This window comes from Isoptericola halotolerans (genome assembly GCF_013149785.1).
Classification (GTDB): domain Bacteria; phylum Actinomycetota; class Actinomycetes; order Actinomycetales; family Cellulomonadaceae; genus Isoptericola; species Isoptericola halotolerans.
In genome coordinates, this window is record NZ_JABEZU010000003.1 from 97,142 (window position 1) to 117,865 (window position 20,724).

Consider the following 20,724-nt stretch of genomic DNA (forward strand, 5'->3'; position numbering starts at 1 on the left):
CCGGTCCCGACGTCGGGACCGGGCCACCGGTGGTGTCACCCGGGGAGGGCATCGTCAGGTGACCTCGGCTCAGGCGGAGCCCCCGGGGACGTTCGCGACACCGTCGGGCAGGAGCCTGCGGCCGAGCACCCGCTCGCTGTACCCGGTGCGGTCCAGGTACGGCGTGATCCCACCGGTGTGGAAGCCCCACCCGGCGCCGAGGATCATGCACAGGTCGATCTGGGACGGGTCGGACACGACCTGCTCGTCGAGCATGTGCCCGATCTCGACCGTCAGCGCGGTGAGCACCGAGTCCAGCACGCCCGCGGCGTCCAGCACCGGGGTGCCGGCGCGACCCTCGGTGCCCGCCGGCAGCGCCTCGCCGAACACGCCCTGGATCGCCGGGTCCACCGGCTTCGGCAGCCCGCGGCCCGGTGCGTCGAGCACGACTCGCGTGCCGTCGGCGACGATCTTCTCCAGCCCGGCCGAGCGGGGGAACCGGTCGCCGAGGTCCTCGCGCAGCGAGGTCAGCACGTGCAGCCCGACGGCGGGACCGACCAGGTCGAACAGCTCGAAGGTGGGCATCGGGAAGCCCAGCGGCGCCAGGGCGGTGTCCGCGACCTCCACCGAGGTGCCGTTCTCGACCGCCTCGACGACCTTGCCCATGACGAGCACCAGCAGCCGGTTCACGACGAAGCCGGGACGGTCGGCCACGAGCACCGCCGTCTTGCGCAGGCTCTTCGTGATCGCGAACGCGGTGGCCAGGGCCTCGTCCGAGGTGTGCTCGGCGTTGACGACCTCCACCAGCGGCATCTGGGCCACCGGGTTGAAGAAGTGGATCCCGACCACGCGCTCGGGGTGGCGCAGGTCCGCGGCCATCTCGGTGATCGACAGCGCCGAGGTGTTGGTCGCCAGGACCGTGTCCTCGCCGACGATCTCCTCGAGCTCGGCGAAGACCTTCTTCTTCAGGCCCATGACCTCGGTGACCGCCTCGATCACGACGTCGCAGGAGGCGAGGTCGGTGATCTCGGTGGTGCCCGAGACGCTGGCGACGATGCGGTCACCGACCTCCGGCTTCATCCGGCCGCGAGCGACCAGCTTGTCCACGGTGCTGCGGACGAAGCCCAGGCCCTTCTCGACGCGCTCGGTGTCCAGGTCGCGCATGACGACCGGGACGCCCAGACGCTGCGAGACCAGCAGCGCGATCTGGGCGGCCATCAGCCCGGCACCCACGATGCCGACGCGCGTCACCGGCCTGGCGAGCCTCTTGTCCGGCGCGCCCTTCGGCTTCTTGCCCGACGACGTGAGCTGGAACGCGTAGACGCTCGCCCGCATCTCGTCGGACATGATGAGGTCGGCCAGCGCCTCGTCCTCGGCGGCGAACGCCTCCTCGCGCGAGGCGGTGCGGGCACCCGCCAGCAGGTCCAGCGCGCGGTAGGGGGCCGGCCGGGAGCCGTGGATCACCGCGTCGAGGCGCTCGCGGGTGGCGTGCACGACGGCGTCCCACACGGGCTGCGGGTCGAGCTCCCGCCGCGCCGGGGTGACCTCACCGCGCAGCACGCGGGCGGCCCAGTCGACCGACCGCTCGAGGAAGTCCGCGGCCTCGAACAGCTCGTCGACCAGGCCGATCTCGAGGGCCTCGGCGGGCTTGAACGGCTTGTTCGCCGCCGGCCGGGTGAGGAGCACGTCGACGGCCTTCTCGATGCCGACCAGGCGCGGGACGAGGTAGGCGCCGCCCCAGCCCGGCACGAGCCCGAGACCGGTCTCGGGCAGTCCGAGCGCTGCGGCGTCGGACGCCACGGAGCGGTAGTCGCAGTTCAGCGCGACCTCGAGGCCGCCACCGAGCGCCAGGCCGTTGACGAACGCGAACGTCGGCACGCCCATGGTGTGCAGCAGCTCGTAGGCGGTGTGGCCCGAGCGGCCGAGCTCGAGCGCCTGCTCGCGTGAGGTCACCGCCCCGACGCCGAGGAGATCGGCGCCCGCGGCGAGGAAGTAGGGCTTGCCGGTGACGCCGACGCCGACGATCTCACCGGCGGCGGCCCGCTGCTGCAGTGCCCTCAGTGCCGCGGTGAGCTCGGCGAGGCCCTCGGGGCCGAGGGTGCTCGGCTTGGTGTGGTCGAGCCCGTTGTCGAGGGTGACGAGCGCGAGGGTGCCGCCGCCGTCGGGCAGGGCGACGTCGCGCACGAGCGAGTGGGTGACGCGCTCGGTGCGCCCCTGCGAGGTCTGGGTGGTCTCCGCCATGGTCAGTTCAGCCCTCCGTGGTTGCCGGGACGTGGCCCGAGTAGTCGGCGTGGTGCGGGTTCTCCCAGATCACGGTGCCGCCCTGTCCGAGCCCGACGCACATGGTCGTGATGCCGTAGCGGACCTCGGGATGCTGGGCGAACTGGCGGGCGAGCTGCGTCATGAGACGCACGCCCGAGCTGGCCAGCGGGTGGCCGACGGCGATCGCGCCGCCGTAGCGGTTGACGCGCTCGTCGTCGTCGGCGATGCCGTAGTGGTCCAGGAAGCTGAGCACCTGCACGGCGAAGGCTTCGTTGATCTCGAACAGGCCGATGTCGTCGATGCTCAGCCCTGCCTTCGCGAGCGCCTTGTCGGTGGCCGGTACGGGCCCGTAGCCCATGATCTCCGCCGGGACGCCGGCGAAGGCGTAGGAGACCATCCGCATGGCGGCCGGCAGGCCGAGCTCGTCGGCGGTCTCGCCCGCCGCGAGCAGCGACACGGTGGCGCCGTCGGTGAGCGGCGAGGCGTTGCCGGCCGTGACGCGGCCCCCGGGCCGGAACGGCGTCTTGAGACCGGCGATGCCCTCGACGGTGGTGCTGGGCCGGGGGAGCTCGTCGGCGGTGGCCAGGCCCCACCCCTGCTCGGTCGAGCGGACGGCGACGGGCACGATCTCCGGGCCGATGTCGCCGTTGGCGACGGCCTTGGCGTACTTGGCCTGGGTGTCGACCGCGTACGCGTCGGCCCGCTCCTTGGTCAGGTGCGGGAACTTGTCGTGCAGGTTCTCGGCTGTCACGCCCATGTTGAGCGCGGCCGGGTCGACCAGCTTCTCGGCGAGGAACCGCGGGTTGGGGTCGGCGTCCAGGCCCATGGGGTGGCGCCCCATGTGCTCCACCCCACCGGCGACGACGACGTCGGACGCGCCGACGGCGATGCTGGAGGCCGTGGTGGTCACCGCGGTCATGGCGCCGGCGCACATGCGGTCGATCGCGTAGCCGGGCACGGAGTGCGGCAGTCCCGCCAGGAGGCCGACCGTGCGGCCGAGGGTGAGCCCCTGGTCGCCCTGCTGGGTGGTCGCGGCGATCGCGACCTCGTCGATCCGGTCGAGGGGGAGTCCGGGGTGGCGGCGCAGCAGCTCGCGCAGGGCCTTGACGACGAGGTCGTCGGCCCGCGTCTCGGCGAGGAGCCCGTCGGCCTTGGCCTTGCCGAAGGGGGTGCGCACCCCCTCGACGAAGACCACGTCGCGCAGTGCGCGGGGGGCCGGGTCGCGGGTCGTGCCGGGGGCCTGGGGGGCCACGGTCATGGCAGCTCCGTCCGTTGCGGTGGTTCGGTTCCGACGGTGCCGGGAGCATCGTCGCTCGGAGCCTCCGGAGGATCACCCGGGGCTCAGGTACACGCTACCGCGCGTACCGGAAACAGCATAGACCATCTGAGACCGAGTATCAGGAGCTTGTCGGCGGCTGGTCACACCTCGGCGAAGGCGGTCGCCAACCGTTCGGCGAGCAGGCCGATCTGCCACTCGCGCGCCTGTCGGCCGCGCAGGAAGTCGGCGATCTCCGGAGCCCCCGCGGGCCGAGGAGGCGTCCAGCACACCCGGCGCAGGGCATCCGGCTGCAGGAGGTTCTCGGACGGCACGCTGTGCTCCTGCGAGAGCTGCGACACGATCTCGCGGGCCGCGTCGAGGCGACGCGCTGCGACCGGGTCTCGGTCCGCCCAGGCGCGGGGTGCGGGAGGGGCGTCCGTCCGGGGCCCGCGCGTCGAGGGCAGCGCATCCTCGTCGAGGGCGAGCGCCGCGTCGATCGCCTGCTGCCACACCGGCGCACGCCGTCGGGCACCCTTGGTCGCGAACTCCGGCAGCGCGACGAGCTGCGGCACGGTGCGCGGCAGGGCCTTGGCCGCTGCGACGATCGCGCGATCGGGCAGGACGCGGCCGGGCGAGACGTCCCGCTGGCGGGCGTTCGCCTCTCGCGCCTCCCACAGGCTGCGGACGACGGCGAGGCGTCGCTGCCCCGTGACCGTGTGGCTGCCGGAGGTGCGGCGCCAGGGCTCCACCCGCGGCGGCGCGGGCGGCAACGTCCGCACGTGCTCGAACTCCTGGGCCGCCCACTCGCTCTTGCCCGCCGCGGCCAGGCGTTCGGCGAGCACGTCCCGCACGGCCACGAGCACCTCGACGTCCAGCGCGGCGTACCGCAACCAGTCCTCGGGCAGCGGACGCGTCGACCAGTCGACCGCCGAGTGCTCCTTGGCCAGCCCGAGCCCCAGGGTGTCGGCCACGACGGCGGCGAGGCCGACCCGCGGCATCCCCAGCAGGCGGGCGGCCAGCTCGGTGTCGAACAGGCTCGCCGGCCGCAGCCCGTGCTCGGTGAAGCCGGGCAGGTCCTGGGAGGCGGCGTGCAGCACCCACTCGGCGTCCCCGACGGCCTCGCCCAGCGCGGACAGGTCAGGCAGCGGCACGGGGTCGATCAGCGCCGTGCCGGCACCCTCCCGACGGACCTGGACCAGGTACGTCGACTGGCCGTACCGGTATCCCGAGGCGCGTTCCGCGTCCGCGGCGACCGGTCCCGAACCCGCCGCGAAGGCCTCGACCACCCGTGCGAGCGCCTGCGGGGTGTCCACGACCCGCCCGACGCCGTCGGCGGGCTCGGTCAGCGGGGCGATCTCGACGTCGTCGGTGGCGTCGGCAGGCAGGGCTGAGCTCATGGACCTACCGTACGGCGCCGCACGTCCAGCGCGGTCACCCCGTCCGGCAGCGGTGGCAGCCCGCCCGCCGTCGACATCAGGTCCGCCCAGACCTCCAGGTGCGCGCCGAGGTCGGTGCCGGTCGGCGTCCAGGAGGCACGGATCTCCAGGTCGACGGCCGCGGGCGTGGCCTCCAGCTCCCCGTAGCTCTGGGAGAGCACCCGCGTGACCGTCCCGCCGGCGGCGATCGCGCCGACCCCGGCCGCCCCGAGGTTCTCCGTGACCCACGTCCAGGCGACGTCGCCGAGCATCTCCTCGGCGGCCAGCTCCGCCTCCAGCCGCGTGCGCACCAGCGTCACGACCCGGAAGTCACCACGCCACGCCTCCTGGCCGTCCGGGTCGTGCAGACCCACGAACCTCCCGGTGGCGATCTCGTCCTCGTCGAGGAAGACCTCGCCCTCCAGGGCCAGCGAGAACGGGGCCACCCGCCGGGGCCCCGGAACCTCGACCAGCCGGACCTCCGGGCGCAGGCGACGCCCGCGCAGCGAGGCCAGGGCGGCCGCGAACCGTTCCGGCACGTCACGCTGGGTTCCGCTCACCGCACCACCGTACGACGCGGGCCGGTGTCCGGATCCCGGCGCGTGGGCGTGTCGCCCCACGCGGACGACTAGGCTGGTCGCGGCCTCCCGGGCACGCCGTCAGCAGGCGCCCGGACACGCTCTTCACGAGGAAGCAGGAATCGATGACAGCACGTGCCCAGATCGGTGTCACCGGACTCGCGGTGATGGGTCGCAACCTCGCGCGCAACTTCGCCCGCCACGGCTACACCGTGGCCGTGCACAACCGCAGCTACGCCAAGACGCAGTCCCTGGTCGAGGAGGCCGGCCACGAGGGCGACTTCGTGCCGTCCGAGTCGATGGCCGACTTCGTGGCCTCGCTGGAACGACCGCGCAAGGTCGTCATCATGGTCAAGGCGGGTGCCGCGACCGACGCCGTCATCGACGAGCTGCTGCCGCTGCTCGAGGAGGGCGACATCGTCGTCGACGCCGGCAACGCGCACTTCCCGGACACCATCCGCCGCGAGGAGGCGCTGAGCGCCCGCGGCCTTCACTTCGTGGGCACCGGCGTGTCCGGCGGTGAGGAGGGCGCGCTGCTCGGCCCGTCGATCATGCCCGGTGGCACCCGCGAGTCCTACGAGTCGCTCGGGCCCATCCTCGAGGCGATCTCCGCGAAGGTCGACGGCACGCCGTGCTGCACCTACGTCGGCCCGAACGGTGCCGGGCACTTCGTGAAGATGGTGCACAACGGCATCGAGTACGCCGACATGCAGCTCATCGCCGAGGCCTACGACCTGCTCAAGCAGGGACTCGGTGCCTCGGCGGCGGAGATCGGCCAGATCTTCGCCGAGTGGAACTCCGGCGACCTCGAGTCCTTCCTCATCGAGATCACGGCCGACGTGCTGCAGCACGTCGACGCCGAGACCGGGTCCGCCTTCGTCGACATCGTCCTGGACCAGGCCGAGCAGAAGGGCACCGGCCGCTGGACGGTGCAGAACGGCCTCGACCTGGGCGTGCCCATCACCGGCATCGCCGAGGCGACCTTCGCCCGCGCGCTGTCCGGCTCCGTCCCGCAGCGCGAGGCGGGCCACGCGGCGCTGCCCGCGCACACCCAGGAGTGGGAGATCGGGGCGGACGACGACTCCCGCGCCCGTTTCGTGGAGGACGTCCGGCTGGCCCTGTACGCGTCGAAGGTCGTCGCCTACTCCCAGGGCTTCGACCAGATCGCCGCGGCGTCCGCCGAGAACGGCTGGGACATCGACCGTGGCGCGATGGCCCGCATCTGGCGCGGTGGGTGCATCATCCGCGCCCGCTTCCTCAACCGGATCACCGAGGCGTACGAGCGGGACGCCAACCTCCCGCTGCTGCTCGCCGACGAGTACTTCACGAACGCGGTCGGCAACGGTCTCGCGGCGTGGCGCCGGGTCGTGGCCGCCGCGGCGCAGAACGGCGTCCCGACGCCCGCCTTCAGCTCCTCGCTCGCGTACTACGACGGTGTGCGCGCCGAGCGCCTCCCGGCGGCGCTGATCCAGGCGCAGCGCGACTTCTTCGGTGCGCACACCTACCGCCGGACCGACCGCGAGGGGACGTTCCACACCCAGTGGTCCGCCGACCGTACCGAGCAGGAGGCCTGAGAACCCTCGTGAGCAGCTCACCTGCGGAGTCCGGGGCCGCGGGCCCCGGGTTCCACCCCGTGATCGTCGGGTCGGACATCGGCGTGTACGGCCTGACGCGTTCCTTCCACGAGCAGTACGGCCTGCGGACCACCGTGGTCGCGTTCGCCGAGCCCGGCCCCATCGCGCACTCCCAGCTCATCGACACCGTGCTGTCCGGCACGGCGCCCGCCGAGATCGTCGCGACGCTGGAGCGGGTGGCCACCGAGCGGCGTGCGGCGGGCCACCGCGAGCCCTTGCTGCTGCAGTCGAACATGGACTGGGTGGTGCGGATCCTCGCCCACCACCGCGCCGTGCTCGAGACGGCGGGCTACGTGCTGCCGTACGCGGACGTCGAGCTCATCGACCGGATCTGCGACAAGGCCGAGTTCTCGGCCGTGTGCGCCGAGCTCGGCATCCCCACACCGGACACCGTCATCCAGGACTTCGCCGCCGCCGCGGACGAGCAGTGGAAGCCGGAACCCGTGGCCTTCGACTACCCGGTGATCGCCAAGCCGGCCTCCAGCGCCGACTACCACGACGTGCGGTTCACGGGGAAGAAGAAGATCTACGAGATCGCCACGCCCGACGAGCTCGACCGGCTCTGGTCGTCCTTGCGTGGCGCCGGCTTCCGTGGCCGGTTCCTGGTGCAAGAGATGATCCCGGGCGACGACACCCAGATGCGTTCGGTGACCACCTACTCCGACACCTCGGGCCGGGTCACCCTGCGGTGCTCCGCCCGGGTGCTCCTCGAGGAGCGCACCCCGGCCGCCCGGGGGAACCCCTCGGCGATGATCGTCGAGCCGGTCAAGGAGATCCTCGACGCCGCGCAGCGGATCTGCGAGCGCACCGGGTGGCGCGGGTTCGCGAACTTCGACGTCAAGCTGGACCCGCGCGACGGCGTCTACAAGTTCTTCGAGCAGAACCCCCGCATCGGCCGGAACAACTACTACCTCACCGCAGGTGGGCAGAACCCGACCGAGGTGCTCGTGGACGACGTGATCCGCGGCGAGCGTCGCGAGCTCGTCACCGCCCGGCGCGAGGTCCTGTACTCCGTGGTGCCGCACGCGCTGCTGCGCCGCTACGTGCTGGACCAGGGGCTGCGCGCCCGTGTGGTCGGGCTGATGCGCACCGGGCGGTCGGTGCACCCGCTGCGGTACCCCGCCGACGCGAGCCCGCGCCGTCGTCTCTACGTGCTGACCGCCCTGGTCAACCACGTGCGCAAGTACCGGCGCTACTACCCGACCAGTGCGCTGCGGGCCAACTACGACGCTGCGCAGGCCGCGTCGGCCGCCCGGCCCTCGGCGGGACGGGGGAGCCGATGAACCGGCGGCTGCAACCGGTCGTCCTCGGCGGCGACATCGGTGCGTACTCCCTGGCGCGCACCTTCCACGAGGCGTACGGCGTCAAGCCGGTGGTCGTCTCCGGGATGTCCACCGGCCTGGTGCGACACTCGCGGATCCTGCACCACGTCGCCGAGCCGCGCATCGACGACCCCGACGCGATCGTGGCCCGGCTGCGTGCGGTGGCCGCCGAGCACACCGACGCCGACCTGATCGTCATGGGGTCGGCGGACTGGCTCGTGCGCACCCTGGTGGAGAACCGCGACCGCCTGGAGGACCTCTACACGATCCCGTACGTCGGCGAGGAGCTGCTCCTGCGGCTGACCGACAAGGAGGGCTTCGGCGACCTGTGCGCCGAGCTCGGGATCGCGCACCCCACGACGGTCGTGCACGACGTCGCGGCCGGGGGCCGGCCGGACACCTCCGGTCTGACGTTCCCCGTCATCGCCAAGGCGGCGAGCACCGCCGCCTATCACGACGTCGAGTTCGCGGGGAAGAAGAAGGTCTTCCTCGTCGACACGCGCGAGGAGCTCGAGGGGCTGCTGGGTCGGGTCCGCGACGCCGGGTACGCGGGCTCGTTCGTCATCCAGGACTACATCCCCGGCGACGACTCGGGGATGCGGATCCTCACCTGCTACTCGGACGCGAACGGCAAGGTGCGCTTCTCGGCGTTCGGCCACGTGCTCCTCGAGGAGCACACCCCCGGCGCCCTCGGCAACCCCGCCGGCATCATCACGCAGGTGCAGCCCGACGTCGTCGAGCAGGCGACTCGCCTGCTGGAGCACGTCGGCTGGACGGGTTTCGCGAACTTCGACCTGAAGTACGACCCGCGCGACGGTCGCTACGTGTTCTTCGAGCTCAACCCGCGGCTGGGGCGCTCGAACTTCTACATCGCGGCGGCGGGGGCCCACGCGGTGAAGTTCTCGGTGCACGAGCACCTGCACGGGCTCGACCCGGACCCTCGTGCGGTGCTCGGTGCCGACGTGCCGGTGTCCGCCACCGGCGAGCTCGAGGCCCGCAGCCTCTACACGGTGCTGCCGGGTCCGCTGCTGCGCCGCTACGTGCTCGACGGCGACGTCCGCGCCGAGGCGCGCCGGCTCGCACGTCGCGGACGGTCCACCAACCCGTTGTGGTACCGGGCCGAGACGGACCCGCGCCGCATCGCCTACCTCTGCGTCGCGCAGCTCAACCAGTGGCGCAAGTACGCGCGCCACTACCCGCTGGCCGAGGCGCGCCGGCTGGCCTGGCACGGGCCGGCGACGGGAACGGCGTGAGCGAGCCCGAGCCCCTCGCGGGTGCACCGACGCCGCCGGTCGGGGTGATCGGCGGCGTCGGCCCCCTCGCGACGGCGTACTTCCTGCAGCGTGTCGTCCAGCTGACGGAGGCCGACCGGGACCAGGAGCACGTCGACATGGTCGTGCTGAACCACGCCACGGTGCCGGACCGGACGGACTTCGTCGTCGGCCGCTCGACGCTGGACCCGGGACCGGTGCTCGCCCGCGACGCACGGCGGCTGGAGGACTTCGGGGTCCGCTTCCTGGTGATGCCGTGCAACACGGCGCACTACTTCACCCAGCAGGTGCTCGACGCGATCACCGTGCCGTTCGTGTCGATCGTCGACGTGACCGTGGAGGCTGCCCGGCGCCGTGACCCGTCGCTGACGAAGGTCGGCCTGCTGGCCACCGCGGGGACCGTGGCCTCGGGGGTCTACGCCGACGCGTTCGGCGCCCACGGCATCGAGGCGGTGACGCCCGACGAGGCCGACCAGGCGCTGGTCAGCACCGTGATCTACGACCAGGTCAAGGCGGGGCTCCCCGCCGACGTCGAGATCCTGCGTGCCGTGGCCGGGCGACTGGTCGAGCAGGGCGCCGGCGTCGTCGTGCTGGGCTGCACCGAGCTGTCGGTCGCCGCCGTCGATCACGGGCTGCTCGACGAGCCGCCCTTCCTCGACTCGATGGACGAGCTCGTCCGCGCGACCATCACCCGCGCCGGTCACCGCGTCCGCTGAACGGGTCCGCGGCCCTGGCTCTGCGGCCCCCCGCGCAGGGGTGCGCTCAGCCGAGCTCCGACGTGCCCGCGTAGAGGTGGAGCACCGGCACGTGCAGCACCTCACGGGCACGGGAGGCCCAGTCCGTGTGGAACGTGTCCTCCACGGCGTGCGGGTAGGTCACCACGACGACCTCGTCGCCACCGTCGGACACGGCACGTCGCAGGGTGGGCAGCGGGTCGTCCTCGGTGACCTCGCCGGAGGCCACGGAGCCGGCAGCTCGCAGGAGCCCCACCGACTCGGCGACCTGCTCGGCGGCGGTCGCTGTCGCCTCCGCCGGGTCCGGCTCGCGCCCGACGAGGTCCTCCCAGGCCGCGCGCAGCTCCAGCATGCCGAGGTGGTCGAGCACCGACGCCACGACGTTGTGCTCCGTGTCCGCGGGGACGAGCACCCGGTAGGTGACGTCGTCGTCGGGGTGCAGCGACGTGATGTGCTCGACGTCGGCCGAGGTCAGTGCGTCTTCGGTGAGGACCACGACGGTCCGAGGTGCGTCCGGCATGGCAGCAACCTACGGCACCGTCGCCGCCGGTGCCCGGTGAGCCTCCGGGTGACCGCGCAGGTCCCAGCGGGCCAGCTGGGTGCCCGACGGCGCGGCGAGCAGGTGGGCGAGCCGTGCCGCACGCACGCGGGCGGTGGCGGCCTCGCGAGCGGCGGCCACGATCCGGCCGGGACCCGGTCCCACGAGCAGGGGAGCGGTCGTCAGGCACAGCTCGTCCACCAGGTCCGCGGACAGCATCGAGGCCAGCAGGCGCGGACCGCCCTCGCACAGCACCCGGGACATCCCCCGCTCGGCGAGCGCGGCGGTGCCGGCCGCGAGATCGATCGTGTCGCCGTCGCCCGCCACGATCACCCGGTCGGCGCCGACCTGCGCGGACGCGGAGGTCTCACCGGCCGCACCGGTGACGACCCAGGGCGGTCGCGCGCCGTCCAGGACGCTGCCCGGGAGCCGTCCGCTGCGCGTGACCAGTGCCAGCTCCAGAGGCCGCTCGGCGAGGTGCCCCAGCCCACGGGGACGGGTCAGGGACGTGTATCCCTCGTCGCGGGCGGTCCCGGCGCCCACGAGCACGACGTCGGCGAGGGCGCGCAGGACGCGGAACACCCGCCAGTCGGCGGTGTCGTTGATCGAGCCCGACCGGCCGTCGTCGCCCCAGGCGCCCCCGTCCACGCTGACGATCATGTTCGCGCGCACGTGCCGGCGCGCGGGCAGGGCGTACAGCGAGGCCAGTCTCCGTTCCGCCGGGTCGGCGGGGACGTCCTCCGGTTCCGGGAGCAGCAGCCGCAGCGGCGGGGTGGTCGAACTCACAACGGCCAGCGTACGGCTCGGACGTAGGCTGGAGGATCGTGACCGCCGTCCAGTCCTCCACCTCCCGCGCGATCCCGGGCCCCGACGACCTCACCCCCAGGTCCCTGGTGTCGGTCCGGCCCGCCGTGTCGTCCCGACGGCTGCTGGACGACCTCGTCCCGCCGCCGCACTTCGACGACGCCCGGTTCTCGACGTACCGGGCCAACCCGGAGCACCCGAGCCAGGCTCGCGTCCTGTCGCGCCTCGAGGAGGTGGCGGCCGAGATCGTCGCCCCGGCGCCCTCCGGTCTGCGGGCGCTGCTGGGCCGCCGTCGGCCGGCGCCGGCGGTGTACATGGACGGCGGGTTCGGCGTCGGCAAGACGCACCTGCTCACCTCGCTCGCGCACGCCGTCACCGAGGCCTCGGGCGAGGGGAGCGCCGCCTACGGCACCTTCGTGGAGTACACGAACCTCGTGGGTGCGCTGGGCTTCCTGCCCACCGTGGACGCCCTCGCCGGCCGCCAGCTGGTCTGCATCGACGAGTTCGAGCTGGACGACCCGGGCGACACCGTGCTGATGTCGCGACTCCTGCGTGAGCTCGCCGACCGCGGCGTCGCGCTCGCCGCGACGTCCAACACCCTGCCCGACGCCCTGGGGGAGGGGCGGTTCGCCGCCGAGGACTTCCTGCGCGAGATCCAGGCGCTCGCCGAGCGCTTCGAGGTGCTCCGCGTCGACGGCGAGGACTACCGTCACCGAGCCGTCGTGACCGATGCCGAGCCGTTGCCGCTGGAGTCGGTCCGGGCGGCGGTCGAGGCCCGGCCACGAGCGGCGCTGGACGACTTCGCCGATCTCCTCGCCCACCTGTCCACGGTGCACCCGAGCCGGTACGGCGCCCTGCTCGACGACGTCGAGATGGTCGCGCTGACCGGGGTGCGCCCGGTGACCCGTCAGGAGGTCGCGCTGCGGCTGGTCGTGCTGATCGACCGGCTCTACGACCGCGACGTCCCGGTGCTGCTCGCCGACGTGGACGCGGCGGCGCAGCGGGCGCTGTTCACCGACGAGATGCTCCGCGGTGGCTATCGCAAGAAGTACTTCCGGGCGCTCTCCCGCCTCGGTTCCCTGGCCCAGGAGGGCCGGCGCCTGGCCACCGACTGACCCGGACGGGTCAGGTCTGCTCGGCGGCGACGTCGCGGCGCAGCACGACGATCGCGCGGGCGGGCAGCCGGAGCCGGCCCGCGACCAGGTGCGTCGCCTGCTGCCCCCAGGAGGCGGCGACCCGCCAGGACCCGACGGGCGCGGGCAGGTGCTCGGACAGGTCGATCTCGACGCCGTGGGGCTGCGTCACGGTCGCCAGGGCGCTGTCACCGCGGCGCAGGACCAGCACGCCGGGCCCGGTGCTCGACTCGACACGGCGGGCGAGGTCGGCGAGCGACGACGGGCGCAGCGTCAGGAGCTGACGTGCCCAGGCCACGAGGCGTCGCGAGGCCAGGTCGGGCATGGCCACCGGCACGTGCTCGGTGTCGAGCACCAGCGGGGTCCCTGCGAGCGTCGCGAACGCGAGCAGCGCGGCGCGGGCGTCGACGACCGTTCGCGGCGCGGGTGCCGCGGTACCGGAGCGGGCGCTCTCGGACCAGGGTGTCGCGTGCGCGGCGGCGGGGAGCCGGGTGAGGTCGTCGACGAGCACCGGTGCCGACCGGGCGGCCGCCCGGTGCGCACGTCGCAGGGTGGCGGGGGCGCGGGCGTGCACGCCACCTGGCGGGAACGCCGCGTCGGCGATCTCCAGGAGGTCGTGCGTGGGCTCCGGTCCGTCGTCGGTGAGGATGCGGCCGACGACGGACGTGAGCCGGTCGCTGCGGCCCGGTCCGTCCATGAGGAGGGTGCGCAGCCGGCCGGTACCAGCCGCGACGGCCTGGACGGCCTCGGCGAGCTCGCTGAGGAAGGGCATGCCGGAACGGTCCACGAGGACCTCGACGTCCAGCAGGAGCCCGTCGACGTGGTAGTCCTCGAGCCAGCGCCGCGCGTCGGCGACGAGGAAGTCGCGGGCTCCCCGGTTGCCCGACCCGTCGAGGTTGATCCGCGGGCTGTCGCGCCGCTGCGCCGTGCCGGAGCGCGGTCCGATCCGTGAGCCGCTCGCGTAGGGGCCGAACGCGTGCAGACCCAGGGCGTCGGCCACGGCCCAACGGTGCGGGAGGTCCAGGACGACGGCGAGTCCCGCCTGGTGCGCACGGTCGACGAAGCGCTGCAGGGCCGCCGGGCCGCCGTAGCGGTCGTGCACGGCGAAGAGCCGTACCCCGGCCTCGGGTCCAGCGACGGGGTCGAAGGCGGAGAGCGGCGAGAGCTCGACGCCGTCCACGCCCAGCGCCGCGACGGCGGGCAGCAACCGGCCTGCGGCATCGAGGGTTCCGTCGGGGGTGGCGGTGGTGACGTCGAGGTGCAGCAGGACGCCTCGGGTCAGGTCCACGCCGCGCCAGGTCGAGTCGTGCCAGGTGAAGTCCTCGTCGAGGACCCGGCTGGGGCCGTGGATGCCGTGCGGCAGGAGGGTGCTGCAGGGGTCGGGCAGGGGAGGGCCGCCGTCGATCGAGAACGCGTAGTCGGTGCCGGGCGGGAGACGGTCGTCGGCGCGCCAGTATCCCGGTTCGTGCGCACCGACGAGGCGCATGGTCCGCCGGACGGGCGTGCCGGTCGCACGGGGCAGCACGACCTCGACGGAGCGTGCACGCGGCGCCCAGACGAACGGTTGGCGTCCGGGCCAGCGTTCCTTGGCCCGGGGTTGCGGTGCACGGGTGCCGGGGGCGAACGCTGCCTCGTCGGGAGGATCGGCTGCGGTCACGCCCGACACCATAGTCCTGTCCGGGCGTCGGCGGCGCGAAGGTCCGCACTGCGGTGCGGCCACGGACGGGGGCGGCGGGGTGACGTGGCGTGACGCGATGGTATCGATTCGAGGTCCTGATAAAAAAGTGTGCCAAGCGGGAGCGAGCAGAGGCCTGCACTGGTAGACCTGGAGCATGAGCACAGACCAGGGGGAGGGCAGCCCCGCACCGGGCCGGCATCTCCTCGACGAGTCGATCGCGTCGCAGGCCCGGATCGCGCCGCGCCGCCGGTCGCTCACGGAACCGCACGGCGACCCGCGGCGAGGCGGGGACGCGACCAAGGCGCCGACCTCGCTGTCGCAGCCGGAACGACAGGCGCACGACGGAGCGTCGAGCGGGCACTCCTGGGACGACCCCGACGAGCTCTGACAGCTCCGGGGAGCCATCAGCGCGGTCGGCGGTCCGCTCCCACCTCGATCAGCCGCGGCATGCCCGCGGGCGCCACCTCGCTCACGGCGAGGTAGCGCGCCTCGGCCCGGTGAAGCCGGATGTGCTCGTCCAGCGACCACTGCGGCCCGTTGCGCAGGACCATGCCGCACGAGCAGTCGATCTCCACGCTGCCGTCGTCGTGGTGGCGGGCCTGCCCGACGGTGACGTGCGAGGCGCGAGCCCGCACCTTGGCGCGATGCATCACGGCGGAGACGGCCGGAGGGCTCTCGGCGCTGCGGGCGGGTTCCACGTCGGCGAGCCTACCCGTCGTGCCCGTCATCCCTCCGTCGGCAGAGGCTCGTCGGGGCAGGTGGACAGGACCCGCACCATGGCGTCCCGTTCCGCCTCGGTGACCCACAGCTCGTAGCGCACCTTCACGGCGACCTGCCGGGCGACGTACTCGCAGCGGTACGGCGTGTGCGGGGGCAGCCAGGTGGCGGCGTCGCCGTCTCCCTTGGCGCCGTTGGCGGGACCGTCGACGGCCAGGAGGTTGAGCGGGTCGTTGGCGAACTCCCGGCGGGTCTCGGTGTCGAGCTGCTGGGCACCCTTCTGCCAGGCGTCCGACAGGGCGACCACGTGATCGATCTGCACGGCGGTCGACGTGGTCTGCCCGCGCTGGAACTCGATCACCGTGCCGGTGAACGGCTCGGCCAGGGTGCCGGTGAGGACCACGCACTCCTCGGTGCCGTCCTGGTAGGTCACCTCGGTCAGGTCGCGGGCCAGGATGTCGTTGCGGGTGTCGCACCCGTTGCGGTCGACGTCGGCCCAGGCGGGACCGAACTCGTCCCGGTCGTACCCCGTCTTCGGCGCGCGCCCCTTGACCTCGAGCTGGTCGACGCCGGCCAGGGCGGTTCCTGGTGACGCAGTCGTCCCTGCCCCGGTCGTCAGGGTGGCGAACGGCCCGTCGGTGCCGGAGGCGAGGTCGTCGACCAGGACGACACCACCGGCGAGGAGGACGGCGACCAGCAGCATGAGCAGCCGTCGGCGGCCCCGCGGGCCGGTGGTCGAGGGCGGTCGCGACACGGATGTCTCCTTCGTGAGGTTCGTCCGCATCCTGGCGGACCTGGTCGACCGCGACGAGCAGCGTCGCTGGGACGACGAGAGCCCCGGACCGATCGGTCCGGGGCTCTCGCGGTGGTGGGCGATACTGGGATCGAACCAGTGACCTCTTCCGTGTCAGGGAAGCGCGCTACCGCTGCGCCAATCGCCCGTGGAGCGGATGACGGGACTCGGACCCGCGACATCCACCTTGGCAAGGTGGTGCTCTACCAACTGAGCTACATCCGCACGGCCGGACAGGCCCGAGGAGAAATCCCCGGCGATCCGGCGCCTGTGGAACATTACTGGACGTACCGCGTGCTGGTCCAATCGCGCCGGGTGTGACCTGCACCTCGACCGCGCGAGGAGGGCCGCCGTCAGGCGGACTGCCGGGCGGCGAGGCGGGCCTGGACCTCCGGGCGGCGCAGAGGAGGGACGGACGGCGGGGGCTGCTTCCGGGCAGGAAGCTCGCCCAGCAGCCGCGTCACGATCGCGGCGATCTCGGCCGCCGCGGTCTCGCACGGCTCGCGCGACGCGGCGGCCGCGTTCGACGCGACCCCGGTGACCTTGCGGACGAACTGGGCGGCGGCCGCCTCGATCTCCTCGGGGGTGGCCGGCGGCTCGAGGCCGCGCAGCGTGGTGATGTTCCGGCACATGGCCACGACGCTACGCCTGGCGGGTGGGCCATGCACGAGAGCCCCGGACCGATCGGTCCGGGGCTCTCGTGGTGGTGGGCGATACTGGGATCGAACCAGTGACCTCTTCCGTGTCAGGGAAGCGCGCTACCGCTGCGCCAATCGCCCGAGGTGGGTACGGGATTCGAACCCGTGTATACGGCTTTGCAGGCCGCTGCCTCGCCTCTCGGCCAACCCACCAGGAGAAGACGTGCTCTCCCGCTTCCTCGTCTCCGAGACCGCAGGGAGGGGGCCTCCGAGCGGATGACGGGACTCGAACCCGCGACATCCACCTTGGCAAGGTGGTGCTCTACCAACTGAGCTACATCCGCGCGACCGGGCATCGAGGGTGACCCCCGTCGTTCCGGCGCGAGGGAAACACTAGTTGACCCATCCCGAATACGTCCAATCGCCGCAGGCGGTGTGGCGAGGGCGCGGCCTGACATACCGTTCGCTGCGTGGACGAACCGACCTCCTGGGCCTCCTTCGCCGGCCGACTCGCCGTCGACGTCGTGGAGTGCGTCGATCTGGAGCACGACGCGCACCGGCTCGCCGAGCCGGGGCCGTGGTTCGTCGTCGTCGACTTCGAGTCCTTCGGCCGGGGCGGGCGGGCCCGTGCCTGGCGCTTCGCCCGCGTGTCCGACGGTGGCCCACCCGGCGGGACGTCGCCGTCAGGCAGCGCCTGGCAGGGCCCTGAGCCGGGGGACTGGCACAGCTCGATGGACCGCGCGACCTACGAGGCCGCCGTGCGCCGGGTGCGCGAGCACGTCCGCGAGGGCACCGTCTACCAGGTCAACGTCTGCCGGGTGCTGCAGGCACCGTTGCCGGCCAGGGGCGACCGCGTCACCGGCGAGCCGGACGCCGCGGCCCTCGCCGGACGCCTCGCCGTCGGGAACCCGGCACCGTACGCGGCCGCCGTGCACGTGCCCGCAGGCTCCGGCGTCGACCCGGTCTGGGTCGTCTCGGCGTCACCGGAGCTGTACCTGTCCCTGGACGGCGGGGACCTGGGGTCGGGCCCGATCAAGGGCACCGCGCGCACGCCGGCCGGGCTCACGGCGAAGGACCGGGCCGAGAACGTCATGATCACCGACCTGGTGCGCAACGACCTGCACCGGGTGTGCCGACCGGGGACGGTCGCCGTCACCGACCTCCTGGCCGTGGAGGAGCACCCAGGCCTCGTGCACCTCGTCTCCCGCGTCCACGGCGCGCTGTCGGAGACCGTCGCCACGTCCGCCGATCGTTGGGGGAGCGTGCTGCGTGCCACGTTCCCGCCGGGCTCCGTCTCCGGGGCGCCCAAGTCGTCGGCGCTGCGGATCATCGAGGAGCTCGAGACAGCCCCCCGCGGGCCGTACTGCGGCGCGGTGGGCTGGGTGGACGGCGGCCGGGCCGAGCTCGCCGTCGGCATCCGGACCTTCTGGTGGGAACGCGGCCCGCACGACGACGGCGTGCTGCGGTTCGGGACCGGGGCAGGGATCACCTGGGGTTCGGACCCCGCCGCGGAGTGGCGCGAGACGGAGCTCAAGGCAGCGCGCCTGGTCGGGCTGGCCTCGACGACCAGCCGATGAGTTCGCGGCCCCGGCCGGGTCGTCAGGGCATGACCCTCGTGACCTGTGACCTGTCAGTCTCCCTCGACGGCTACGCCGCCGGCCCTCGCCCGACGCGTGAACGCCCCTTCGGGGACGTCGTGGGCACCGGTGAGGTGCTGCACGGCTGGATGTTCGACCACGCTCCGGACCACGCGGACGAGATCGCCCGGATCGTCGACGCCGGCGCCTTCGTGATGGGTCGGCGGATGTTCGGCCCGGACAGCGGGCCCTGGGACCTCGGCTGGCGCGGCTGGTGGGGCGAGGACCCGCCGTACCACGCGCCGGTGTTCGTCCTCACGCATCACGAGCGTGACCCGTTGCCCATGGAGGGCGGCACCACCTTCCACTTCGTCACCGGAGGCCTGCGCGAGGCGGTGGCGCGCGCCCGCGACGCCGCCGGGACGCGGGACGTCGCCGTGGCCGGTGGCGTCACGACGGTGAACGCCTGCCTGGCTGCGGGGCTGATCGACGAGCTGCGCCTGCACGTCTCGCCGGTGGTGCTCGACATCCCGGGCGGGGTGCGGCTCTTCGACGGCGTGGGCCGCATCGGGCTCGAGGCGACCGACGTGCGGCACACGCCCGAGGTGACGCACCTGACCTACCGGCGTCGGGCAGACTGACCCCATGAGTCTTGTCATCTGGGCCGAGGGCCGGTTGGTCGCAGCAGGGGAGGCCGCGATGAGTGCGGTCGACCACGGCATCACCGTGGGCGACGGCGTCTTCGAGACGTGCACGGTCTTCGACGGGCACGTCTTCGCGCTCACCCGTCACCTGGCGCGCCTCGCACGGTCGGCCAAGGGCCTGGGCCTGCAGGCCCCGGACGAGAGCAGGGTGCGCGAGGGCGTCGCGGCAGTCGTGGAAGAGATGGCTGCGACGGTGGGCCCGTTCGACGGCCGGCTGCGCATCACCGTGACCGCCGGCGTCGGCCCGCTCGGCTCCGGGCGCGTGGAGGGGGCCCAGACGGTCGTGGTGGCCGCCCAGGACTCCGTCATGGCTCCCACCTCACGCTCGGTGCGCTCCCCGTGGCCGCGCAACGAGCGGTCGGCCATCGCCGGCCTCAAGACGACGTCGTACGCCGAGAACGTCGTGGCCCTCGCCCACGCGAAGGACCAGGGCGCCGACGAGACGATCCTGCCCAACACGGTCGGCGACCTGTGCGAGGGGACGGGCTCGAACGTCTTCGTCGAGCGGGCCGGCGAGCTTGTCACCCCCCGGCTCGACACCGGGGCGCTCGCGGGCATCACCCGCGAGCTCGTGCTCGAGTGGGGTGCCGAGGCCGGCCTGCCCGTCCGCGAGGCGCGCGAGGGCGAGCTGCCGTTCGACGTGCTCGACGAGGTCAGCGCCGGGCGGGCGGGTCTGGTGCTCACGTCCTCGGGCCGCAACGTCCAGCCCGTGACCTGGCTCGACGGCGTCGACGTCGCCGTGGGCGAGGTCTCGCGCGAGGTGCGCGACCTGTTCGAGGTGCGCTGTCGCGAGCGCCTCGACCCCTGAGGCCTCACCTGGGCGGACGCCCGTCGCGCTGTGGTCCACGCCGCAGCGGCCCGGTTTGGTCCCGCGCCCGATCTGTGACTACTATCGACCTCGCACTCGGGCGATTGGCGCAGTGGTAGCGCGCTTCGTTCACACCGAAGAGGTCACTGGTTCGAACCCAGTATCGCCCACCGAGCAGAAGAGCCCCTGACCCGCCGTAGCGCAGGTCAGGGGCCTTTAGCGTTCATGGTGCCGCGGCGTCGCATCCGGTACCACCGTGGTGCGGTCCGGTTCATCGGGAAGCCCAGCCCCGAGGTGTCGGCAGGCTCGACGGAGAGCAGCTCCCAGCGGGCGAACGCCGCCTCGACCTCGTGGGGTGCGACGCCCTCGGTCATCCAGCGCAGCCGGGGCCCGAAGGCCAGCAGCAGCAGGGTCGCCCCCGGTGCGGCGAGCGCGGTCACCCCACGCCCGACGTCGGTCCGCTGCTCCGCAGTCAGGCCTTGGAGGCACCCGACGTCGAGGAAGAGGTCGAAGGTCCCGACGCCGGCGGACTCGAGGTTCGTCACGTCGCCCACCACGTAGGTGGCCCGCGCCGGTGCCGTCCGTCTCGCCGCGTCGATCGCGCGCGGGACGAGGTCGATCCCGACGGCTTCCCATCCTCGTCGTGCGAGCGTGGACGTGTGCTGGCCGCGTCCGCACCCGAGGTCGAGCGCCCGGCCGAACGGTGGGCGCCGCTCTGCCTCCTCGCGGTCGAGCAACGGCCCCAGCCCGGCGGTCCCACCCCGGTACCTCTCCCACGGAGTGAGGCCGAGCCGGTACAGCATCGCGTAGTTCGTCATGCGAGCGCCCTCCCCGGTCCCATGACAGCACGCCCGGTCACCGGCGTCCATGCCCAAAATGGG

21 protein-coding genes and 6 tRNA genes are annotated in these 20,724 nt (G+C 73.2%); 11 read left to right on the top strand and 16 right to left on the bottom strand.

Annotated features, from left to right (window positions below; translation table 11 throughout):
* Positions 1–69: 69 nt before the first annotated feature.
* From HDG69_RS12375 to HDG69_RS12390, 4 genes are all read right to left on the bottom strand, one after another.
* The gene (locus HDG69_RS12375) at positions 70–2,220 is read right to left on the bottom strand and encodes a 3-hydroxyacyl-CoA dehydrogenase NAD-binding domain-containing protein (protein WP_171784142.1); all 2,151 of its coding nucleotides are present in this window, start codon (positions 2,218–2,220) and stop codon (positions 70–72) included.
* A 7-nt stretch (positions 2,221–2,227) separates the two neighbouring features.
* Entirely contained in the window at positions 2,228–3,499 is a 1,272-nt protein-coding gene (locus HDG69_RS12380; RefSeq protein ID WP_171784143.1) for a thiolase family protein, read from the bottom strand.
* 161 nt (positions 3,500–3,660) lie between these two features.
* Positions 3,661–4,896: an HRDC domain-containing protein gene (locus HDG69_RS12385; protein ID WP_171784144.1), complete on the bottom strand. Its 1,236-nt coding sequence runs from the start codon at positions 4,894–4,896 to the stop codon at positions 3,661–3,663.
* Positions 4,893–5,474, bottom strand: coding sequence for a DUF3000 family protein (locus HDG69_RS12390; RefSeq protein ID WP_171784145.1), 582 nt, complete (start codon positions 5,472–5,474; stop codon positions 4,893–4,895). Before HDG69_RS12390 ends, HDG69_RS12385 begins: the two co-directional genes overlap by 4 nt.
* Before the next feature lie 143 nt (positions 5,475–5,617).
* Here HDG69_RS12390 and gndA point away from each other — a divergent pair, with 143 nt between their 5' ends.
* Genes gndA through cuyB form a run of 4 tightly spaced genes read left to right on the top strand, consistent with a single transcriptional unit; the run spans position 5,618 to position 10,435 of the window.
* Complete coding sequence (gene gndA / locus HDG69_RS12395; protein ID WP_171784146.1) at positions 5,618–7,066, top strand: NADP-dependent phosphogluconate dehydrogenase; 1,449 nt, start codon at positions 5,618–5,620, stop codon at positions 7,064–7,066.
* Positions 7,067–7,074: 8 nt separating this feature from the next.
* Entirely contained in the window at positions 7,075–8,409 is a 1,335-nt protein-coding gene (locus tag HDG69_RS12400) for a carboxylate--amine ligase (protein ID WP_171784147.1), read from the top strand.
* Positions 8,406–9,701, top strand: a complete 1,296-nt coding sequence (locus HDG69_RS12405) for a carboxylate--amine ligase (protein WP_171784148.1) — start codon at positions 8,406–8,408, stop codon at positions 9,699–9,701. Before HDG69_RS12400 ends, HDG69_RS12405 begins: the two co-directional genes overlap by 4 nt.
* Positions 9,698–10,435 (top strand): cysteate racemase, encoded by a 738-nt coding sequence (gene cuyB, locus HDG69_RS12410; RefSeq protein WP_171784149.1) that lies wholly within the window; start codon positions 9,698–9,700, stop codon positions 10,433–10,435. The genes HDG69_RS12405 and cuyB overlap by 4 nt, the downstream gene beginning before the upstream one ends.
* A 46-nt stretch (positions 10,436–10,481) precedes the next feature.
* On the opposite strand, the gene HDG69_RS12415 is transcribed toward cuyB, so the two are convergent.
* Together HDG69_RS12415 and HDG69_RS12420 are read right to left on the bottom strand one after the other, a co-directional pair.
* Positions 10,482–10,973, bottom strand: a complete 492-nt coding sequence (locus tag HDG69_RS12415) for a hypothetical protein (protein ID WP_171784150.1) — start codon at positions 10,971–10,973, stop codon at positions 10,482–10,484.
* Between the two features lie 9 nt (positions 10,974–10,982).
* Positions 10,983–11,777 carry a dihydrofolate reductase family protein gene (locus HDG69_RS12420; protein WP_343036421.1) on the bottom strand — a complete coding sequence of 265 codons (795 nt, stop codon included), beginning with the start codon at positions 11,775–11,777 and terminating at the stop codon, positions 10,983–10,985.
* A 38-nt stretch (positions 11,778–11,815) separates the two neighbouring features.
* On the opposite strand from HDG69_RS12420, the gene zapE reads away from it, so the two are divergent.
* A complete protein-coding gene (zapE, locus tag HDG69_RS12425) occupies positions 11,816–12,910 on the top strand; it encodes a cell division protein ZapE (RefSeq protein ID WP_425484031.1) in 1,095 nt (364 codons plus the stop codon).
* A 10-nt stretch (positions 12,911–12,920) separates the two neighbouring features.
* On the opposite strand, the gene HDG69_RS12430 is transcribed toward zapE, so the two are convergent.
* Positions 12,921–14,585, bottom strand: a complete 1,665-nt coding sequence (locus HDG69_RS12430; RefSeq protein WP_171784151.1) for an alpha-amylase family protein — start codon at positions 14,583–14,585, stop codon at positions 12,921–12,923.
* 175 nt (positions 14,586–14,760) lie between these two features.
* Here HDG69_RS12430 and HDG69_RS12435 point away from each other — a divergent pair, with 175 nt between their 5' ends.
* Positions 14,761–14,994: a hypothetical protein gene (locus HDG69_RS12435; protein ID WP_171784152.1), complete on the top strand. Its 234-nt coding sequence runs from the start codon at positions 14,761–14,763 to the stop codon at positions 14,992–14,994.
* A gap of 16 nt (positions 14,995–15,010) precedes the next feature.
* On the opposite strand, the gene HDG69_RS12440 is transcribed toward HDG69_RS12435, so the two are convergent.
* Together HDG69_RS12440 and HDG69_RS12445 are read right to left on the bottom strand one after the other, a co-directional pair.
* Positions 15,011–15,304, bottom strand: a complete 294-nt coding sequence (locus tag HDG69_RS12440; RefSeq protein WP_343036422.1) for a hypothetical protein — start codon at positions 15,302–15,304, stop codon at positions 15,011–15,013.
* A 26-nt stretch (positions 15,305–15,330) separates the two neighbouring features.
* Positions 15,331–16,077: an HNH endonuclease family protein gene (locus tag HDG69_RS12445; protein WP_343036423.1), complete on the bottom strand. Its 747-nt coding sequence runs from the start codon at positions 16,075–16,077 to the stop codon at positions 15,331–15,333.
* A 13-nt stretch (positions 16,078–16,090) separates the two neighbouring features.
* Here HDG69_RS12445 and HDG69_RS19405 point away from each other — a divergent pair, with 13 nt between their 5' ends.
* Entirely contained in the window at positions 16,091–16,219 is a 129-nt protein-coding gene (locus tag HDG69_RS19405; protein WP_281360198.1) for a hypothetical protein, read from the top strand.
* On the opposite strand, the gene HDG69_RS12450 is transcribed toward HDG69_RS19405, so the two are convergent.
* From HDG69_RS12450 to HDG69_RS12475, 6 genes are all read right to left on the bottom strand, one after another.
* Positions 16,190–16,264: transfer RNA gene (locus tag HDG69_RS12450), tRNA-Val, on the bottom strand. The genes HDG69_RS19405 and HDG69_RS12450 overlap by 30 nt on opposite strands.
* Before the next feature lies 1 nt (position 16,265).
* A tRNA-Gly gene (locus HDG69_RS12455) sits at positions 16,266–16,341 on the bottom strand.
* Positions 16,342–16,469: 128 nt separating this feature from the next.
* Positions 16,470–16,748 (bottom strand): DUF2277 domain-containing protein, encoded by a 279-nt coding sequence (locus tag HDG69_RS12460; protein WP_171784154.1) that lies wholly within the window; start codon positions 16,746–16,748, stop codon positions 16,470–16,472.
* Positions 16,749–16,820: 72 nt separating this feature from the next.
* A tRNA-Val gene (locus HDG69_RS12465) sits at positions 16,821–16,895 on the bottom strand.
* A gap of 1 nt (position 16,896) precedes the next feature.
* A tRNA-Cys gene (locus tag HDG69_RS12470) sits at positions 16,897–16,967 on the bottom strand.
* A gap of 58 nt (positions 16,968–17,025) precedes the next feature.
* Positions 17,026–17,098, bottom strand: a tRNA-Gly gene (locus HDG69_RS12475).
* A 126-nt stretch (positions 17,099–17,224) separates the two neighbouring features.
* Here HDG69_RS12475 and HDG69_RS12480 point away from each other — a divergent pair.
* The 4 genes from HDG69_RS12480 to HDG69_RS12495 all read left to right on the top strand — a co-directional run bounded on the left by HDG69_RS12480 (position 17,225) and on the right by HDG69_RS12495 (position 20,013).
* Complete coding sequence (locus tag HDG69_RS12480) at positions 17,225–18,331, top strand: chorismate-binding protein (protein WP_171784155.1); 1,107 nt, start codon at positions 17,225–17,227, stop codon at positions 18,329–18,331.
* 29 nt (positions 18,332–18,360) lie between these two features.
* On the top strand, positions 18,361–18,972 hold the full coding sequence (locus tag HDG69_RS12485) for a dihydrofolate reductase family protein (RefSeq protein WP_171784156.1): 612 nt from the start codon (positions 18,361–18,363) through the stop codon (positions 18,970–18,972).
* Positions 18,973–18,976: 4 nt separating this feature from the next.
* On the top strand, positions 18,977–19,843 hold the full coding sequence (locus HDG69_RS12490; protein WP_171784157.1) for an aminotransferase class IV: 867 nt from the start codon (positions 18,977–18,979) through the stop codon (positions 19,841–19,843).
* 98 nt (positions 19,844–19,941) lie between these two features.
* A tRNA-Val gene (locus HDG69_RS12495) sits at positions 19,942–20,013 on the top strand.
* Positions 20,014–20,049: 36 nt separating this feature from the next.
* Here HDG69_RS12495 and HDG69_RS12500 read toward each other — a convergent pair.
* Complete coding sequence (locus HDG69_RS12500) at positions 20,050–20,661, bottom strand: class I SAM-dependent methyltransferase (RefSeq protein WP_171784158.1); 612 nt, start codon at positions 20,659–20,661, stop codon at positions 20,050–20,052.
* Between the last annotated feature and the right edge of the window lie 63 nt (positions 20,662–20,724).

Excerpts from the sequence above, each read along its gene's own strand:
- HDG69_RS12375 (WP_171784142.1), bottom strand. The coding sequence starts at position 2,220 with ATGGCGGAGACCACCCAGACCTCGCAGGGGCGCACCGAGCGCGTCACC.
- HDG69_RS12380 (WP_171784143.1), bottom strand. The coding sequence starts at position 3,499 with ATGACCGTGGCCCCCCAGGCCCCCGGCACGACCCGCGACCCGGCCCCC.
- HDG69_RS12385 (WP_171784144.1), bottom strand. The coding sequence starts at position 4,896 with ATGAGCTCAGCCCTGCCTGCCGACGCCACCGACGACGTCGAGATCGCC.
- gndA (WP_171784146.1), top strand. The coding sequence starts at position 5,618 with ATGACAGCACGTGCCCAGATCGGTGTCACCGGACTCGCGGTGATGGGT.
- HDG69_RS12405 (WP_171784148.1), top strand. The coding sequence starts at position 8,406 with ATGAACCGGCGGCTGCAACCGGTCGTCCTCGGCGGCGACATCGGTGCG.
- HDG69_RS12415 (WP_171784150.1), bottom strand. The coding sequence starts at position 10,973 with ATGCCGGACGCACCTCGGACCGTCGTGGTCCTCACCGAAGACGCACTG.
- HDG69_RS12435 (WP_171784152.1), top strand. The coding sequence starts at position 14,761 with ATGAGCACAGACCAGGGGGAGGGCAGCCCCGCACCGGGCCGGCATCTC.
- HDG69_RS12460 (WP_171784154.1), bottom strand. The coding sequence starts at position 16,748 with ATGTGCCGGAACATCACCACGCTGCGCGGCCTCGAGCCGCCGGCCACC.
- HDG69_RS12485 (WP_171784156.1), top strand. The coding sequence starts at position 18,361 with ATGACCCTCGTGACCTGTGACCTGTCAGTCTCCCTCGACGGCTACGCC.
- HDG69_RS12490 (WP_171784157.1), top strand. The coding sequence starts at position 18,977 with ATGAGTCTTGTCATCTGGGCCGAGGGCCGGTTGGTCGCAGCAGGGGAG.
- HDG69_RS12500 (WP_171784158.1), bottom strand. The coding sequence starts at position 20,661 with ATGACGAACTACGCGATGCTGTACCGGCTCGGCCTCACTCCGTGGGAG.